We start from the raw sequence: 19,317 nt of genomic DNA on the forward strand, positions 1-19,317 counted from the left end.
GAACTGCAAAAGGAGAGATTTCATTTATAGGAGGTTTTATTTTATGAAAATGCAAAATAAATGGCGTGCCGGTTTTATGCTGGCCTGCATGCTAATTCTCACCTCCTTTCCCCTGCAAGCCAGCGCGGCCTCTACCACATTTATTAATCCAGTCGCGCCTTATTCCTCGGCAGACCCGCATGTGATGAAGCATACGGACGGTTATTATTATTTTGTCCATACTTCGCAATACTGGGATAAGATCGATATCGTCCGCTCGTCCTCCTATCCGGGTATATATACTCAGAAGAATTATCAACTGTGGGGGATGCAGTTCTAGCTTAATATTCATAGAGAAAGGAAGCTAGCGGCCTGAAACCAGATAGCTTCCTTTTTTTACTCCATAACCGGCAGCGTAATTTTGATCGCCGTACCGTACCCTTCCTCGCTTTCGATTTGTACGCCGTAATTTGATCCGAACAACAACTGAATCCTCGCGTGGACATTATTGATCCCGATCCCGGATAAGTGATGTTTCTTCTTTTCCTTCATCTGATCGACGCTAGAGGACATGCCGACCCCGTCATCCATGATCTCGATCATTAAATTCTCTTCAAGTCGGCGTATAAAAATATGAATATTCCCGTTTACGAGTCCCGGGAAAGCATGGAAAAAAGCATTCTCCACAAAAGGCTGAATGATCAGCTTGGGAACAAGAAGCTGCCCACAGTCCTCTGCTATTTCATAATGAACCCCGATTTGTTCCCCGTATCGGATCTGGTTAATGAACACGTAGTGCTTGAGGGTTTCTATTTCGGTCTCCACGGTCACTAAATCCTCGGTCGAGCCAAGCGTGCTCTGCAGCATCGAAATCAGGCTGTCGATCGTTTGATCCACCTCATCTGTGCGGTGCATTTTTGCCAAATATTTAATCGAGCTCAGGGTGTTGTATAGAAAATGCGGATTGATCTGCATTTGCAGTGCATTAAGGTCGGCCTTTCTGCGTTCCTGCTGTTCAAATACCAGCTTATCGGTATACTGATCGATTTCTCGGATCATCCGATTGTAAGCCTTGGTCAGCACGTTCGTCTCATAGCTGTCGCCTTCCTTCAAGGGATGAAATTTCAAATTATCCCCTTTGGAGGTCTGCATCGTTTTGACCAATTGGTTCAGTGGGCGGGTAATTCGTCTGCTTAGGGAGTAGACAAACGGCATAGTGATCAAGAGTACGATGCTGATGACCATAAAAATCTCGGTGGAAATGTTGTATAAAGGTGCAAAGGCAGTTAACTGATTGATTTCCTCCAGTAAATACGCATTGAATTCCGGCAGATAGTAGGATATATAGGTCTGCTTGTCCTCTGAATCTGACCAAACGCCCCCCTGCTGAGACACGTGATTAGCCATAGACAGAAGGGACAAGTTCTTCTTGCTGATAGAATCCTTGCGGCTGCTGGACAGTATCGTGCCATCCGAAGAGATCAATGAAATATGGATGCCTTCGGAAATATAGGGACTGTATTTGCGGTAAATATTCAGCTCATCCATCACGACCGCAGCATATCCGTACATCCAGCCTGTTCCACTGTCGACAAGCGGCTTAGTAGCAAAAATATAGTTATCATATGGGACAGACTCTACGAATAAATCCGGGCTGCTGTTGTACCTGATAAGGTTAGGAATCGTTCCGTCAACAGTCATATAGGTCGAAACGATATCCTGAGGAATTTTGTCCCATTTTAAGGCGTTGCTCGAATAATGCCGGCCGCCTATCCCCGGCAGGGCAGATACAATAATATGCGATTTCTCCGGACTTAAATAGTCTTTGTACAAGTCAATGTATTTGCCTAAGGTCATGACCAGATTTATTTGCTCCTGCGGCGTATTCGCTGGTCTTGTAATGTAGTTCCTGAATTCGCTGCTGCTGTTGATTTGCATCATCGTATTGACGACTTGATCGTTGTAATTCAGCAGCTCGTCTTTAACATGGTTCATATTCGCAGATGCATTCTTGACGACTTGATTTAGCAAAATACGCTCCGAGATCGTCGAGGAGGCGAGCATCAGCAGGATTGAAATAATAAGAATGCCCGAGAGCATCAGGACAAGAATTTTCATAAAGATGCTATTTTTTCGCAGCACGTTGAACACCTATCTTTATTGTGAAATTTGATTGCGGTATTCCACAGGGGTCATTCCGGTCATCTTTTTGAACACTTTAGAAAAATAATTGTGATCCGAAAATCCCGTCAACCTGCTTATTTCCGACACGGATAATTTGTAGTCAAGAAGCAGCTCCTTGGCTTTGTCTGTTCGTACCCGATTAATGTAGGAAGTCAGATTCTCATTCGTGCGCTGCTTGAAGTAGGAGGACAAGTAACTGTAATTCAAATGCAGCTTGTCGGCCATTTCAGACAGTGAAATCTCGTTTGCATAGTTTTCGTGGACATAGGCGTAAATTTGCTGAAGAATCGGCGATTGCTGCTGATCCGAGCGTGGGAGGATATTCTTTAGATCCTGCAGGAAATGCAGCATGATTCCTTCAAGCTCATTGATGTCAAATGCCAGGTCTATTCTCTTGAACAACTTCAGCTTGGACGAACTGAGCTCGGCTACGGGCTGCTTCAACTGCTCAAGCGTACTCATCGCGGTGTAAATGAGATTCTGGCACAGCCGCTTCAGGCTATATTCATCATAGGCCATGCTCGCAGTTATTTCTGAAAAAAGCGTTTCCAATAGCGCGCCGGCTTCATCGATGGAGAAATTGCGCAGCGCCGCTGTAAAATGCTCCTGATTAAAGTCCACTTTCTCGCTCTGCACAAGGATTTCATCCTCAGCAATCAGCGCCTGCTCAGCAAAGTATAGCAGCTTCCCAAGATAAGGAGTGAGCCTAGTATGTTCCTCCTTAATTTGCTGCAGGCTCCCAAAGGCTTTCGATAGAACGAACGAGATATAGGAGAGAGCTTCCAATGCCTGTGCCGCAAATCGTTTCAGTGCGGATATTACCTCTACGGATTGACGTGATTCATAATTGACGAGCAGCAGACATTCACTTTTTAGGAAAACGAGGGCATGATCCAGGCCAGACAAATGCTCTACGGTCAGCTCGAGCAGCTTTTGCTCCAATTGGCTCTGGGTAAAGTTGGTTCTCGACAGCAGCAAGCTCGTGTTAGCTTTGGCGATGATGAAAAGTTCGGATTTGAAATCCTCGCGAAGCTCCTCAAGCATTGCTTCAGTTTGTTTATCTTCCTCTATAGGGCTATTATTGCCGCCCAGCCATTGTCCCAATAGCAATGAAGGATCATTTTTATTCGAAAGATGGTCTTGTTGGCTTAAATCGATGCCGCTGCATAACGACTGGATTAACGATATCAATTCAGCAGCCGAGACTTTAGGTTTAAGCAAATAGTCGGTGACCCCGTATTTGAATACTTCACGTACATAGTTGAATTCACTGTAGCTGCTCAATACGACGATTTTGACTTCAGGATGCTCTTTGCCCATAATTTTGGCGAATTCAACCCCATCCATGATTGGCATGACAATGTCGGTGATGACCACATGCGGATGAACTTCTTCTATATATTGGAGCGCCTCCAAACCATTCGAAGCCTGGGCGACGATTTCAATGCCATACTCGCTCCAATTGCATAGATGCAGCATGCCTGTGCGTAGGATCGCTTCGTCATCCACGATCATGACCCGATAGTTTGCGGAGCGTTCTTCCATGTTTACACCTCACCTGTATAGTCCTTTGTCCTCATCATATACCAATCCCTGTGATAAAGGTATGATTGGACAAGGTAAAAGCTGAAAATACAAAATAACTGCTACCACCCATAATTTTTACTAGGAAAATGATTACAGCAAGCTATAAAGCAATAATTACTGCTATTATAGAGCTAATTTTGATTATACTTCGCCATATATATTTTCTAAAATAGATAACGAATTACATGAAACGCTTACAAAAACACACAAAAGGGGTTGTAAAGATTGAAAAAATGGTTATCCATGTTGCTGCTGGTTTCCATGACAGCATCACTGCTTGCGGCGTGCGGTTCTTCGAATTCGGACTCTGCAGAGAAGGGCGGTAATGAGGCGGGAGGCGCCGGAGCAAAGAAAGTGGTTGCTTGGGCATGGGATCCATCCTTTAACGGAGCCGCACTGAAAATTGCCGAGGATTTGTATAAGAAAGATCACCCGGATTTCCAGCTTGAAATCGTCGATATGGCAAAAGCGGATCTGGAGCAAAAGTTGAACACGAATTTGGCCGCAGGCGTTAAAGACGGACTGCCGGACATTATTCTAGTGAACGACCCGAATATTCAAAAATACGTTACCGCTTACCCGGGAACGTTTGCTGATTTTAAAGAAAATGTAGACTTTACGCAATTCTCCCCTTATAAAGTGGATGCGCTGCGGATCGATGATAAGATATACGGCGTTCCGTTCGATATCGGTGTAACGGGAATGTTCTACCGCTCCGATTATCTTGAGGAAGCTGGCTATACGGCAGAAGATCTCGAGAACATTACTTGGGATGAGTATATTGAAATCGGTAAAGTTGTGAAAGAAAAGACAGGGAAATACATGGCTACCATCAATCCCAACGATGAAGCATTGACTTCGATTCTATTGCAATCCGCAGGATCTTGGTACATTACGGAAGACAACAAAGGGAACTTTGTAGACAACCCGGCCATGACGGAAACGCTTCGTGTCTATAAAGCGATTGCAGATTCCGGAATTGCCAAGCCGGTAACCGGCTGGAGCGAGTTCGTGGGCAGCTTCAACGCTGGCGACGTAGCTACAGTTGTATCCGGGGTATGGCAAATTGCTTCAATTATGGATGCACAGGATCAAAGCGGCAAATGGAAAGTTGCCCCGATTCCAAGATTGGAAGTGGAGGGCGGCGTGAATGCTTCCAACGAGGGGGGCTCCAGCTGGTTCGTGCTTGAGGGATCCGCGAATAAAGATTTGGCGATTGATTTCCTCGCCACGACGATTGGCGGCAGCACGGAATTTTATGAGCGCTTCTTGACTGAAAACGGGGGAGTCGGTTCCTATATTCCTGCTTTCTCCAGTGAAGTTTATAATCAACAGCCAGAGTTCTTTGGCGGGCAAGCGATTTACAGCGACTTCACGAAATGGTCGACAGAGGTGCCAGGTATTTCTTTGGGAATGTACACGCAAGAGGCTAAGGATGCTTTGAAGAACGAACTGCCTAACATTTTGAACGGTGCAGATTTGACCCAAAGCTTGGCTAATATCCAGAAACACTTTGAACAGCAGGTGCAATAAATACTAAATTAGCGGGTGGTAACCGATGGGCAGTAAATGGAATAAATCTTCTTTGATGGGGTGGCAGTTTGTCCTATTGCCTTCAGCGCTTATTTTATTGTTCAGCTTCTATCCCATGGTACAATCCTTGCTCTTGTCGTTTCAGTCCGGCAAAGGAACAGTATATCAATATGTAGGCCTCGCCAATTATGGACGCTTGTTCTCTGATCCGATGTTCAAGCAAGCGGTTCTTAATACTTTGCTGTACCTGGTTGTCCAGGTGCCGATCATGCTGATGCTTGGGCTGGTAATCGCTTATTTTCTGAACATGCCCAAGCTTCGCTTCAAAGGATTTTATCGTACGGCCATATTTCTACCCTGTGTAACATCGCTGGTATCTTACGCGGTGCTGTTCAAAAGTATTTTTGCAGTAGATGGTGTTCTAAACCGGATGCTGATGTCGATTCATTTGATCCAAGAGCCAGTTGCCTGGCTCATGGATCCGGTTTGGGCGCGCGTGGTCATTATTGCGGCGATTACTTGGCGCTGGACGGGCTATAACATGATTTTTTATTTGTCGGCCATGCAAAATATCGATCCTAGTGTCTATGAAGCGGCCTCAATTGACGGGGCGTCAAAGACGCGGCAATTTTTCAGTATTACCGTTCCGATGTTGAAGCCGATCATTCTGTTTACGGCAATTATTTCTACGAATGGTACGTTGCAATTGTTCGATGAGGTTGTCAATATTACGAACGGCGGCCCAGGCAACTCAACGATGACGATATCTCAGTATATTTATAATTTGTCCTTTGTATATACGCCTAACTTTGGTTACGCGGCTACAGTGTCTTACGCGATCGTGGTTATGGTTGCTGTGCTGGCATTGCTCCAGCTTAAGGTCGGAGGTGAGAAGCAATGAGAAAATTAAGCTCGTTGGGCATTCATTTATTCCTGATCCTCGCGTCCGTGGTTTCTCTGTTCCCCTTTGTTTGGATGCTGATCGGCATGACCAACAGCTCGTCCGACATCGTTAAGGGCAAATTCAGCTTCGGTTCGATGCTGCAGAGCAATATCACCAAATTATTGGATATGACGAGCTTGGGAGCTGCCTTCGGAAATTCGGCGTTAATCGCGATTGTCGGTACCATCGGCACGCTGATCCTAAGCTCCATGGCTGGATTCGGATTTGAAATTTACCGTTCCAAGGGTAAAGACAGACTGTTCGGCTTGCTCATGCTCTCCATGATGATGCCGTTCGCGGCCGTCATGATTCCGCTATTCCGCATGTTTAGCAATATAGGCATGCTTAACACGCCAACGGCGGTTATCCTGCCTTCCATCACGACGGCATTCATGATTTTCTTCTTCATGCAGAATACGAAGTCGTTTCCGCGTGAACTGCTGCAGGCGGGGCGGGTTGATGGGCTAGGCGAGTGGCGTTTGTTCGCTCGCGTCTACGTTCCGACCATGAAGCCGACCTATGCGGCTGCGGCGATCATTACGTTCATGAACTATTGGAACAGCTTCCTATGGCCTTTGATTGCATTGCAGACACAGGACAAGAAGACGCTGCCGCTGATCGTATCCTCCTTGGCGTCCTCCTATAATCCGGATTACGGAATTATTATGGTTGCCATCGTTGTGACAACGCTGCCGACGGTGCTCATCTTCTTCCTGCTGCAAAAGCAATTTGTGCAGGGGATGCTCGGTTCGGTGAAATAAAGGTAAAGAAAAGATCAAATATGAAGGGCTGTCCCTTAGTCGTAAAGCCGACTGCGGTACAGCCCTTTTTTAGTTCTAGAATTCATATGAAAGTATGTCGAGAGATATTTTGTATGACCTGTACGACAGGTTAGTATATCCAACAGTTTATATAGGAGGACTTAGGGATTTTACGTCCGCCTTTAGGAGCCATTTGTCACATCAAAATCTAATCAAGACAAATGGCGGATAACAGCGGCCCGTAGATCGTTATTATTTTCCCCTCATTAAGAGGTTGTTGAACACTTATTCTATATAAACGGATTGTCGCGATAATGCCGCTCAATATCGATCTCCCGGCGGTCGGGGTGATTGAGCTTGCGATAGCCCTGCGGAGAGAGGCCAGTCCAGCGTTTGAACTGCTTGCTGAAATGGGAGGCATCGCGGTAGCCGAGGCGCAGGGCGATTTTCTCCACAGACAAACTGTAATTCAACAGCAGCAGCTTGGCCTGACGGATAATCAGCCCTGACAGGTATTGACGCGGCGATTTGCCGTAAACCTGCCGGAATACGCGGTTGCAGTGAGCAGGGCTGTAACCCAGCTTCGCGGCAATATCCTCGATGCCGGCTCTTCCTTCGCCGCCTGCCGAGGCGGAAACTAGCCCCTCAAGATGCTCTTCAATAGCATTGGCGAGCAGAATCGCGTTCTCGGGCGGGCTTGGCTCGTATGTCGGCGGGACATCGGGCAGCTCCGATAAAGTCCAGCCGCTAAGAGCGGTGAGCAGGCGGAGCGAAGCGCGAAGTGTATTTAAGCGCTGGCGATGCGTATCTGGCTCCCCGGAAATCGTAGAGCGGATGAAATCGTCCAGCGCCTGCCGAACGTCCGATATTTCCGCCGTATCTCCCGTAAGAATGACTGAATCAGCCATCATCAGAGAACGCCGCAGGGACGAATCATCGATATCGAAATTAAGCGCGTAATACGTCATCCCATTCGGCCCGCCTGAGCCCTGGCTGGAATGCTCCACGCCGGGGCGAATGAACAAAATGTCCCCGGTTTGCTGCACGAAGGGATGGCCGGCAACGGTCATCTGCTGCTCGCCTTCCAGTACGATGTTGATTTCAAACGCGCGGTGCTGATGAACGGGATAACTCCAAGCGGCGTTGACTTTGCGCCAGTGGGTGGCATAAATGCGGAAGGCGGCCTGAATATCCGGAGAAATGATGCTGTCCATGGTGTTAGGTATACCGGTATAATCCATCACGATCAGAACCTCGTCTACTTTGAATTGGTAGTTATATTATATCATACGGCAGAAGGGCAATCTGGACGGCGGACGTCCGTTTTGCCCATTTTGTCGTAAGGTTTGACCCTGTTCCTCCACGGATGTAAGCCTTAACATAGATTTTGAAACCTATGGATTTTAGGAGAATCGCATAAAAGGAGTGTCCGAGGAATGACGCCAAAAAACCAATTTTTTAACGCCCATCACTCGCCGATCGGGGCTTTTGCCAGTTTCACTTTAGGCTTTCCCGAGGCAGGCGGGGGATTCGATTTGGAGCTGGGCCAGTCGCCTATGCAAAATGTGTACATCGGCCTTGAACGGGAGGATGGCAATGGTTATGATTCGCTGCCGTTCCATGAAATGACGGGGGAGGATGACCGCAAGCGCTATGACGTAGAGAAGGAAGACGATCCTGCCGTCAAAAAAAAGCGGAGAATCATCCATCATTTTCCCCGGGAAGAGATTAAGCGGGATTTCCGGCTGGCGACCGACAGCTGGAGTGCAGGCGGCCTGACCTTCCGCATCATCTCGCAGGTGCGCTCTGTTCCCGATCCGAAGACCGCTTCCGAGCAGGAATTGAAGGATGTGCTCGTTCCCGCCGTTTTGGTGGAAATGGAAGTGGACAATACGAGGTGCAGCCGATCAAGACGAGCCTTCTTCGGCTTTCGCAAGAACGACCCTGCAGGCTCTATGCGCAGGCTGGACGATGTGTCGGATTGCCTCTCCGGGATCGGGCAGGGCAGATTTATCGCGATTGCGTCTGAGCGCGGGACGGCGCAATCCGGACTATATTTCAATATAGAGGAAATTCTCAGACCGGCGTTTGAAGAGAACTGGGGCTTCGGGCTCGGATCGTCCGGGGCTATGCTGATGGACGTTCCGGCTGGGACGAGGCAGACCTATCGTTTTGCCGTTTGCTTCCATCGGGCCGGATATGTAACTACCGGAATAGATGCGAGCTATTATTATAATCGCTTTTTCCCGAATATCGAATCGGTCGCCGAATATGCCTTGTCCAGGTTTGATGCTCTGAAGGAGGAGGCGGAGCGAGCGAATAATTTAATCGATAAATCCTCCTTGAACGAGGATCAGTCCTTCATGCTGGCCCATGCCATTCGAAGCTATTACGGCTCCACGCAGCTGCTGGATTATAACGGCGAGCCCTTCTGGGTGGTCAACGAAGGCGAATACCGGATGATGAACACCTTCGATTTGACGGTGGATCAGCTGTATTATGAGCTGCGGATGAATCCGTGGACGGTACGCAATGAGCTGGATATGTTCGTGGAGCGCTTCAGCTACGAGGATACCGTAACTTTCCCTGACGATCGCACCGAATATCCGGGAGGGATCAGCTTCACACATGACATGGGCGTCAACAACTCCGTCTCCCGACCGGGCCATTCTTCATACGAAATATACGGTTTGGACGGCTGCTTCTCGCATATGACCCATGAGCAGCTGGTGAACTGGATATTATGCGCAGCGGCGTATTACGAGAAGACGAAAGACATCGCGTGGATGAAGCAGAATATGGGCGTGATGGAGCGATGCCTGGACAGCATGCTGAACCGGGATCATCCCGACCCGGCTCAGCGCAACGGCATCATGGGCCTGGACAGCACCCGGACGAAAGGCGGAGCGGAAATCACCACATACGACAGCCTGGATGTATCCCTGGGTCAAGCGCGCAACAATATTTATTTGGCGGGCAAAAGCTGGGCGGCTTATGTGGCGATGGAGAAGCTGTTTGCCGAGTTTGGAATGGTTGAGAGTGCTCAGAGCGCAGGGGAACAGGCGGACAAATGTGCTGCAACACTCGTGGCCAGCGTTACCGAGCAAGGCTACATTCCAGCCGTTATTGGAGAAGGCAATGATTCCAAGATCATCCCTGCTATAGAAGGACTGATATTCCCGTATGTGACGGGCTGCCGTGAGGCATTGGAGCGCAGCGGTCGTTTCGGAGCATATATCAGGGTGCTGGATCAGCATCTGCGCAGCGTGCTGCAGAAGGGGATCTGCCTCTTCGAAGACGGGGGCTGGAAGCTGTCCTCGACGAGCAACAACAGCTGGCTGAGCAAGATTTATTTGTGTCAGTTCATCGCCCGGAAAATTCTGGGCCTATCCTGGGATGAGCAGGGCCGCAAAGCCGACAAAGCCCATGTGAAATGGCTGACGCATCCGGAGCTTTCGATCTGGAGCTGGAGCGATCAAATTATTTCGGGACAAATTACGGGAAGCAAATATTATCCGAGGGGCGTAACGGCTATATTGTGGTTGGAGGAAAGCGCAGTGGAGATATAGACGCGGCATACTCGACTGCAAGAGCAGCCACAAATGCAACAGTAAGCAAAGGCAAACATGAGTTCCATTGGAACTGCAGTCGTATTAGGAGTTATCAGCCTTCGATAGGGAACAAGCCTATATAGAAGGCTCTTTTCTATTTTGTGGGGGGGAGATTATGAATCTGAATCATCCATGGAAAAAAAATGTGCTCAAAAGACTGATCCTCTCGTTTATTTGCATTCTTCTTCCGCTTTATCTTCTCAGCATGATCATTTACAACTGGGGAGTCCGCACCTTGAAGGACGAAATCTCCAAATCGATGATCTCGCAGGTATCCCAGTATTACAGCGGCCTGGAGGAGGAATTCAAAAGAATTCAAACGCTGCAATATGATGTCTTGAGCGATGATAATCTGAACGCGCTGGGCGCGATCCCGGAATCGATGAATGATATCGAGAAAATGCAGAGCATTCTGCGCTTGCAGCAGCGGCTTAACGCTATACGGAACAGCAGCGCCTATATTGTTGATGTGCATGCCCATATCCCGGCGATCCAAAAAAACGTCTCCGCTCTCACGATATCTACGTTTGATCAGCAGGAGTTCAATGAATTCAAGAACGTTCCATTGTCCCTGGATGCGAAGCTCATTAATGTGAATGGAAAAACCTATTTAAGCGCCTCCTACCCTTTCGTTACGCCGGAGAGCAAAAAATGGCCGATCTTTATTATTGCCATTGAAATATCCCAGGAAAAGCTGAGGGAGAATTTGAAAATGATGGTCAATTCCCCGGGAGAGGAGTTGATCTTTAAAAGCTCGCAGTTTGAAATCACGACTAGCCATGACGCGCACTTCGATATCGAAACCGCTGTGCAAATGCTAGGCGACATCGATACGAACACAGCCCAGACTGTCGCTATAAAAGATAAGCAATATTTAGCCGTCTACAGCTATTCGTATTTCTTCGGTGCGGTGCTCAGCAAATACGTTCCGGTTCATGCGGTGTTTCAGCCGCTCGAAAAATACCGGAGCTGGTTCGTTCTGCTGCTGTTTGTATCCATCGCCATCATCGTCGTTTATTCTCTCTACGTCTACAAATACATTCACAAGCCGCTGTACAAGCTGGTCAAGGCCTTTCGGAAAGTGGAGCACGGCGATTTCAACGAGCAGATCGCCCATGACTTCAACGATGAGTTCCAGTACATTTATATGCGCTTTAATGCGATGCTGGAAAATTTGAAATCCCTGATCGATCAGGTATACAAACAGCAGTTATTGACACATAAGGCCGAACTGAAGCAGCTTCAGTCCCAAATCAACCCGCATTTTCTGTACAACAGCTTTTTTATTCTCAACACGATGACGCGCTTGGGTGATTACGACAACCTGGAACAGTTTACAAATCAGCTCGGGGAATATTTCCAATTCATTACGCGGGGCGATTCTGACGAGGTGCTGCTGGGAAAAGAGGTCAATCACGCCAAGGTATACTCCGAAATCCAGGCGATGCGTTTCGCCAAGCGCAATCGGATCGAGTTTGGAGATTTGCCGGAGAACGTGGGACATATTATGGTGCCAAGGCTGATTTTACAGCCGATTATTGAGAACGCATTCAAATACGGACTGGAGAAGAAAAGCGCGAACGGCATTTTGAGCGTACATTTTGCCAGAATCGAAAACGAACTTCTGATGATCGTGGAGGATAACGGCGAGGAGCTGGACGATGAGCAAATTCGATCCTTGAACGGATGCCTGTCCTGTCCGGATGAGGCGGAGACGACGGGGCTGCTTAATATACACCAGAGAATCCGCTTGAAGTTCGGGCAGAACAGCGGGTTATATATGGAGCGAAGTGAATTGGGCGGATTAAAAGCAACGATTCGCATCATGATTACGGATGGAGGCATGTAATATGTACAGACTTTTGGTCGTTGATGACGAAATGATTATTGCGGACGGGCTATACGAGGTGCTCTCAAATTTGCCTCAATTGGAGCTGGATGTATACAAAGCGTATTCGGGAGATGAGGCGGTGCGTCTCTTTGACCGGACACGCTTCGATATTGTGCTTACGGATATCCGGATGCCCGGCCTGAACGGTCTTGAGCTTCTGGACAAAATCAGGGAGAGATGGCCCAGCTGCAGGGTTATTTTCCTAACCGGACATAATGAATTCTCTTATATTTACTCCGCTTTCCAATACGAGGGTGTCAGCTATTTATTAAAGACTGAAGGCTACGAGAAAGTGATTCAGATGGTCGAGCAGGCGGTCATGGATATCGAGACGGAGCTGAAGGCGGAGGCGCTTCTTCAGAAGGCGCAGGAGCAGCTCGACGCCACGAGGGAATTGCTGCAAAAGGATTATGTCAAAGGAATTTTGAGCGATCAATTGGGTGTACAGGAGATCCATCAAAATCAGTTCGATGAGCTGGTTATCCCGCTGTGCGCAAAGAGCCCTGTCCTCATTATGCTGGGCAGAGTCAACAGCTTCGCCAGCGGGCTGACCTATGCGACGAAGTCCAGGCAGCTCTACAGAATCAGGCTCATCGCCAGCCAGTACTTATCTGCCCGCATCTCGTTCGTCGACGTTGTGAATGAAAATATGGATCCGGTTTGGCTGATCCAGCCACTTCAAGAAAGCGGTGGAGCCGATGGCTGGGATCGAGCCTTGACGTTCATGAAGGGAAATTTGGAGCTGATCCAATCGGCATGCCGTGAATCTCTCGGCGAGGTGCTTTCTTTTGTCCTCGATGATAGTCCGGTGGAGTGGACAGATGTGGCGGAGCGCTTTTCTACGCTGAATATGCTGATGAATTACCGGATCGGGCAGGGCTGCGGCATGATGCTTCTCGATAAGCAGATGATCGAGCAAGAGCTTCATCCGTCAGGCGAGGGACAGCGTGAGAAGTCGCTCGTACGCCATTCCAAGCTGAGCGTGCTTGCCGATCAATTGGAGCACGGGCGGCGGACGGAATTCAGAGCAACACTGCTCGAATGCGAGTTGGCGCTTGCGGGCATTGACAGCATGCACTATGTTCCTGCCCAGGAGCTGTACTATTCCATAGGGCTGGTAGTTCTGTCCTATATGAATCGTTGGAACCTGGTAGAGACGGTGGCGACTCAGATTGGACTGCACAAGCTGATGCAGCCGGGTGAGCATGAGTCTTGGAAGCTCGCTTTTGACTATTTGATCCATGTCGGGGATATGCTGTTCAATCTTCAGAGCCAGGAGGAAGAGAGAAGGGCAAGGAATGTCATCACCGTCATTCAGAAGCATGTCCAGGAACATCTGCATGATCCCGATGAAATATCGCTGGTCAGACTGGCGGAGCTGGTCTATTTCAATCCGTCCTATCTGTCCCGGCTGTTCAAGCAGGTGACCGGCGCAAACTTATCCGAATATATCTCGGCGACCCGCATGGCAAAAGCCAAGCGGCTGCTGGAAAGCCCCGACGTAAAGATTCAGGACGTGGCAGAGCTCGTGGGATACGGAACCGCCACAAATTTCACGCGCTCCTTCCGTAAGGCGACCCATATGACGCCCCAGGAATATCGAGCCTCCATATCCAACAGGTAAACAGCTGATTCAAATGTCAAGAGATGAATATTGAATGAGAGCGATTTCAAATCTAACATTAAGATATAAGGGCCCTATACCACTAACAGCTTTCAGGGAGGTTCATATGAAAAAGAGAAGAACAATAAAAAAAACAGCAATTCTATGCTTGGCAGGATTTATGCTGCTGACAGCCTGCGGAGGCCCGAAAGAAGCAAATTCGCCTGCAGCCGCTCCGGAACCGGCAAATACCGATGTAGATTTAATGGCGAAGTATGATCCGCCCGTGGATATTACGGCATGGCGTTATACAGAATCGACGTACAAGTATGAGAACAACGATACGATTGAAGACAATATCTATACCCGTACGTACTTAAGCGATCTCGGCATCAATTTGAAATATGCTTGGACGGTTCCCGTCGAGCAGTTCGACCAGAAGATGAACGTGTCCATTGCTTCGGGGGATTTGCCCGATATTATGTGGCTGAAAAACAAGCAGTTAACCGATTTGGCTGAAAACGACATGCTATACGATTTGACGGATTTGTTCGAGAAATACGCCTCGCCTATTACGAAGGAAATCATGCTGCAGGATGAGGCCAGTTTCAATACAGCGAAGATCGGCGGCAGATTGATGGCTATTCCGCATACGTCCTCCGCGGTTGACGGTCTGCCGATAATGTATGTCCGTACCGATTGGTTGGAGAAGCTGGGACTACCTGAGCCGCAAACGATGCAGGATGCGCTGGCGATCGCGGAAGCATTTACGAAGAACGACCCAGACGGCAACGGCAAGAATGACACGTTCGGCTTGGCGCTCACCAAAACGTTCTTGACAGATGCCCACTTCGGAACGTCCGGATTCTTTTCCGGCTATCATGTGAATCCCGGCAAATGGGTCAAGGATGAATCCGGGCAGCTCGTGTACGGCAGCATTCAGCCCGGTGTGAAGGATGCGCTCCAGCAGCTTCAAGATTTGTACGCCCAAGGCATGCTGGATCGGGAGTTCGGTGTTAAGGATCGGGCGAAGGTCACCGAATCGGTAGCGAGCGGCAAAGTAGGCCTGTTCTACGGTTCCATGTCCGCTCCGCTGTCCATTATCCAGCAGAATGTCGACAACGATCCGAATGCCGAGTGGAAAGCTATTCCGCTTGTATCCGTGGATGACAAGAAGGCTACCCCGATCGGTAAAATGCCGATTACGAGATACTACGGTGTGAGCAAGGACAGCAAGCATCCAGAAGCGATCATCAAGCTGCTGAATTTCAGTATGCAGGGCTATGACCCGGAGGCAGCGCAAGAGAACAGCAAATTTGGGATCACCGACACGAACATTCCGGTATATTTGTACAGTTTGATTAGCGCCGATCCTGCGAAGAAAAACTTGAACGCGCATCTCAATACGATGAATGCACTGGAGTCGAATGATCCATCCCAACTCTCTGTCGAGGAGAAGGGCTATTACGATAGAATCGTCGATTACCGCGGCGGCAACAGAGCCAACTGGGGAACGGAGCGTGTATTCGGCTCGCCGAGCAGCTTCGATGTGATCGACCATTACGTGCAAGAGGACAATTATATCTTCGACGCCTTCTATGGGGCGCCAACGCCAACGATGGTCGAGAAGCTCGCCACGCTGGAGAAGATGGAAGAAGAAGTATTCACCAAAATCATTATGGGGCAATCGCTGGATAGCTTCGACAAGTTCGTGGAGGACTGGAAGAAGCTTGGCGGAGAGCAGATTTCGAAGGAAGTCAACGAATGGGCAGAGAAAAACAAATAAAAGGTTAGCAATGGTTGGATAAGAGGGCGATGAAAAGGGAAGAAAGGGGCAACTCTATTTTCCCTTTTTATTGTCAGCAAGGATATGAATTGGAGGAGCCGCTATGAGAATGAAAAAGAAACTGCAGGAACTTCCTCTGCATCTTATGATTTTGCCCGGCATTATTTTAACAGTGATCTTTAGTTATGTCCCTATCATGGGATCTGTGATTGCCTTTCAAAAGTTTGTTCCTTCGAAAGGGATTTTCAATTCCAAATGGATTGGACTCGACAATTTCCGCTATATGCTGGACATGCCGAACTTTACGAGCGTATTGTGGAATACGATCTTTATCGCCGTGTTAAAGATTATCGCGGGACTGATTGTCCCGATTATATTTGCGCTGCTGCTCAATGAGCTGGCGGGAGCTTTTTTCAAACGAACGATTCAAACGATTATTTACTTTCCTTATTTCTTGTCCTGGGTCATTTTGGGCGGGATTCTGATCGATATATTGTCTCCTTCGAGCGGGATCGTGAATCAGTTCCTAGGTATGTTCGGCATTGAGCCGATCTTCTTCCTAGGGGATGACAAATGGTTTCCGTATACTCTCGTATTGACAGATACCTGGAAAACCTTCGGCTACGGCACGATCGTGTATTTAGCCGCCTTGACAGGGATTGACCAGAGCTTATATGAAGCGGCCACCATGGACGGTGCGAACCGCTGGAAGCAGACGATACACATCACGCTGCCTGGCATGCTGCCGATCATTATGCTGATGACTGTGCTCAGCTTGGGCAATGTGCTGAATGCGGGCTTCGAGCAGGTATTTAACCTGTACAGCCCAATGGTTTACAGCACGGGGGACATTATCGATACGCTAGTGTACCGGATCGGTCTCGTGGATGCGCAATATGGCGTGGCGACTGCGGTTGGCCTGTTTAAATCGCTGATCTCCTTCGTTTTGATTGTTCTGTCGAATAAGCTGGCCAATAAATATGCCGGATACAGGGTTTTTTAGGGGGGAGAAGGAATGCACAAAACTTCAATCAGTCGAAAAATATTTCTAACGTTCAACTATATTCTTTTAAGTTTTACGGCCATTGCATGCATACTGCCGCTAATTAACGTGCTTGCCATCTCCTTCAGCTCCAGCAGCGCCGCCGCCGCTGGGTACGTGAAGCTATGGCCCGTGGAATTTACGGTAGCTTCTTATAAATACGCGCTTACAAAAAGCGAATTTTTGACTGGATTTTTAGTTTCGGGGAAAAGAGTACTGCTCGGTTATATCGTCAATATGCTCATTACCATTTCGATCGCCTATCCGCTCTCCAAGGAGAAGAAGGCGCTGGGCATGCGGAATGTCTATGCATGGTTCTTCATTATTACGATGCTGTTCCATGGCGGGCTGATTCCGACTTACATGACGATCAAATCCGTGGGTCTGCTGGATTCGATTTGGGCGCTTGTACTGCCGGGGGCTGTGCCGGTCTTCAATGTCATTTTGCTAATGAATTTCTTCCGCAACCTGCCTAAAGAAATCGAGGAAGCAGCTTATATTGACGGGGCCGGGCATTGGCGTGTGCTGTGGAGCATCTATTGCCCATTGTCAAAGCCGGCCTTGGCGACCATTTCGCTGTTTGTTCTTGTAGGGCACTGGAACTCCTGGTTCGATGGCTTGATCTACATGAACTCGCCTGCCAACTATCCGCTGCAAAGCTATTTGCAGACGATCATTATTGAAGTGGACCCGAGTATCGTCAGCTCCAATGAGCTGCTGGATATGTCGGAAATCTCCAACCGGACGTTTAAGTCGGCCCAGGTGTTTTTGGCGGCCTTCCCGGTTTTGATCGTGTATCCGTTTCTGCAGAAGTATTTCATGAAGGGGCTTGTGTTTGGAAGTGTTAAAGGGTAAAGGGCCTAAAATAGGGGAGTGGAGAATTGTGGAAATGAACCGAATGGTGACAATGCCCGCTTGGGGAGATCTTGGTAACGGCTATTATCGCAATCCCGTGCTGAATGCGGATTTCTCGGATCCTGACGTTATTCGCGTCGGCGACGATTTCTACATGGTATGCTCGGACTTTCATTTCATGGGCATGCCGGTGCTGCATTCGAAGGATCTGGTCAACTGGTCGATTATCGGAAGAGTATATGAACGGCTGGACATCGATCCGGCGTATGACGAAATGCGGGCTTATGCCAAGGGAAGCTGGGCGCCTGCGCTCCGCTACCATGACGGACTGTTCTATGTGTATTTTTGTACGCCGGACGAGGGGCTGTATATGAGTACTGCACAGGATCCGGCCGGGCCCTGGAGTCCGCTTCATGAAGTGAAGCGCGTTGCCGGCTGGGAGGATCCCTGCCCGTTCTGGGACGATGACGGAAATGCTTATCTTGGACATAGCACCGTCGGCGCGGGTCCGATTATTATTCATCGCATGAGCGCGGACGGCAAGACGCTGCTGGATGACGGCGTCATTGTCTACGTAGGAAAAATTGCCGAAGGAACGAAAATAAATAAGAGAAACGGGTATTATTATTTGGTTATTCCAGAGGGCGGCGTAGAGACAGGCTGGCAAACCGTGCTTCGCGCGAGGGATATATACGGCCCATATGAACGGCGGGTTGTCCTCCAGAAGGGAGCTACCGATATCAATGGCCCTCACCAGGGGGCAGTGGTGGAGCTGGACAGCGGGGAGTCGTGGTTCATGCATTTTCAAAGCGCGGGGGCAATCGGAAGGGTATGCCACCTTCAGCCGGTGGAATGGGTGGACGACTGGCCTGTCATCGGGGCGGCTGGAGAACCTGTGACTGTATACGCTAAGCCATCTGTCGCAGGTCGTCATCCGGTAGAGCTGCCGCAAACCTCCGATACGTTTGAGGGGCCGAGGCTCGGCCTTCAATGGCAGTGGAACCACAATCCGGTCGATGACGGCTGGTCTTTACGCGAAAGGCCGGGATATTTGCGGCTTAAGGCGATGCAAGCGCCGGAGCTGCTGCAGGCTAGGAATACCTTGACACAGAAGCTGATCGGCAGCAAAGGAACTGTGAGCACTGAGCTCAACATCGTGCATATGAATCCGGGACAGAGGGCGGGACTAGCCTTCCTCTGCGCTCGGGAAGAGAACTGGATCGGCGTCGTGACGGAGGAGGGCGGAAATTTCCTGCAAGCCGTTACGGGCGGAACGGTATTTCATGGCCCGAGGCTTACGGGTGAAGCGGTTTGGTTGAAGGGTCATATCGATTTAGCGGGAGAGACTTGTCTTTCCTTCAGTCTGGATGGAACAGCGTATATGCCGTTAGGCGGCGAGTGCCGCATGAGCGCAGGCTTCTGGAAGGGGGCGAGAGTTGGATTGTTTAGTTATACGACCGGGGAGAAGGGCGGCAGAGCCGACTTTCGAGGCTTCCGCTATGAGCATGACGGCCCTTGGACGAAGTAAATTGATTGATTCTA

14 protein-coding genes are annotated in these 19,317 nt (G+C 49.0%); 11 read left to right on the forward strand and 3 right to left on the reverse strand.

From position 1 onward, the window contains the following. The first annotated feature begins 43 nt into the window (after window positions 1–43). Window positions 44–319, forward strand: a complete 276-nt coding sequence (locus CZ379_RS12255) for a hypothetical protein (protein ID WP_234404898.1) — start codon at window positions 44–46, stop codon at window positions 317–319. A 56-nt stretch (window positions 320–375) separates the two neighbouring features. On the opposite strand, the gene CZ379_RS12260 is transcribed toward CZ379_RS12255, so the two are convergent. Then, a complete protein-coding gene (locus CZ379_RS12260; RefSeq protein ID WP_110931878.1) occupies window positions 376–2,121 on the reverse strand; it encodes a sensor histidine kinase in 1,746 nt (581 codons plus the stop codon). 15 nt (window positions 2,122–2,136) lie between these two features. Beyond that, complete coding sequence (locus CZ379_RS12265) at window positions 2,137–3,708, reverse strand: response regulator transcription factor (RefSeq protein WP_110931879.1); 1,572 nt, start codon at window positions 3,706–3,708, stop codon at window positions 2,137–2,139. A 267-nt stretch (window positions 3,709–3,975) separates the two neighbouring features. Between CZ379_RS12265 and CZ379_RS12270 the strand changes: the two genes are divergently transcribed. Genes CZ379_RS12270 through CZ379_RS12280 form a run of 3 tightly spaced genes read left to right on the forward strand, consistent with a single transcriptional unit; the run spans window position 3,976 to window position 6,987 of the window. Further along, complete coding sequence (locus CZ379_RS12270; RefSeq protein WP_199925585.1) at window positions 3,976–5,283, forward strand: ABC transporter substrate-binding protein; 1,308 nt, start codon at window positions 3,976–3,978, stop codon at window positions 5,281–5,283. Between the two features lie 25 nt (window positions 5,284–5,308). Continuing rightward, window positions 5,309–6,184, forward strand: coding sequence for a carbohydrate ABC transporter permease (locus CZ379_RS12275; protein WP_110931880.1), 876 nt, complete (start codon window positions 5,309–5,311; stop codon window positions 6,182–6,184). Continuing rightward, window positions 6,181–6,987, forward strand: a complete 807-nt coding sequence (locus tag CZ379_RS12280; RefSeq protein WP_110931881.1) for a carbohydrate ABC transporter permease — start codon at window positions 6,181–6,183, stop codon at window positions 6,985–6,987. Before CZ379_RS12275 ends, CZ379_RS12280 begins: the two co-directional genes overlap by 4 nt. A 290-nt stretch (window positions 6,988–7,277) precedes the next feature. Here the strand turns inward: CZ379_RS12280 and CZ379_RS12285 are convergent, their stop codons facing one another. Next, a complete protein-coding gene (locus CZ379_RS12285) occupies window positions 7,278–8,228 on the reverse strand; it encodes a helix-turn-helix domain-containing protein (protein WP_110931882.1) in 951 nt (316 codons plus the stop codon). Between the two features lie 195 nt (window positions 8,229–8,423). On the opposite strand from CZ379_RS12285, the gene CZ379_RS12290 reads away from it, so the two are divergent. The 7 genes from CZ379_RS12290 to CZ379_RS12320 all read left to right on the forward strand — a co-directional run bounded on the left by CZ379_RS12290 (window position 8,424) and on the right by CZ379_RS12320 (window position 19,303). After that, window positions 8,424–10,556 (forward strand): glycoside hydrolase family 52 protein, encoded by a 2,133-nt coding sequence (locus CZ379_RS12290; RefSeq protein WP_110931883.1) that lies wholly within the window; start codon window positions 8,424–8,426, stop codon window positions 10,554–10,556. Window positions 10,557–10,713: 157 nt separating this feature from the next. Then, window positions 10,714–12,447 (forward strand): sensor histidine kinase, encoded by a 1,734-nt coding sequence (locus tag CZ379_RS12295; RefSeq protein WP_110931884.1) that lies wholly within the window; start codon window positions 10,714–10,716, stop codon window positions 12,445–12,447. Between the two features lies 1 nt (window position 12,448). Next, window positions 12,449–14,113, forward strand: coding sequence for a response regulator transcription factor (locus CZ379_RS12300; RefSeq protein ID WP_110931885.1), 1,665 nt, complete (start codon window positions 12,449–12,451; stop codon window positions 14,111–14,113). A gap of 106 nt (window positions 14,114–14,219) precedes the next feature. After that, window positions 14,220–15,878: an extracellular solute-binding protein gene (locus tag CZ379_RS12305; protein ID WP_110931886.1), complete on the forward strand. Its 1,659-nt coding sequence runs from the start codon at window positions 14,220–14,222 to the stop codon at window positions 15,876–15,878. A gap of 103 nt (window positions 15,879–15,981) precedes the next feature. Continuing rightward, window positions 15,982–16,881: an ABC transporter permease gene (locus tag CZ379_RS12310; protein ID WP_110931887.1), complete on the forward strand. Its 900-nt coding sequence runs from the start codon at window positions 15,982–15,984 to the stop codon at window positions 16,879–16,881. Between the two features lie 12 nt (window positions 16,882–16,893). Beyond that, entirely contained in the window at window positions 16,894–17,775 is an 882-nt protein-coding gene (locus CZ379_RS12315) for a carbohydrate ABC transporter permease (protein WP_110931888.1), read from the forward strand. A gap of 34 nt (window positions 17,776–17,809) precedes the next feature. Next, the gene (locus tag CZ379_RS12320; RefSeq protein WP_110931889.1) at window positions 17,810–19,303 is read left to right on the forward strand and encodes a glycoside hydrolase family 43 protein; all 1,494 of its coding nucleotides are present in this window, start codon (window positions 17,810–17,812) and stop codon (window positions 19,301–19,303) included. Window positions 19,304–19,317 lie beyond the last annotated feature (14 nt).

Source organism: Paenibacillus bouchesdurhonensis, assembly GCF_900155685.1.
Taxonomy (GTDB): Bacteria; Bacillota; Bacilli; order Paenibacillales; family Paenibacillaceae; genus Fontibacillus; species Fontibacillus bouchesdurhonensis.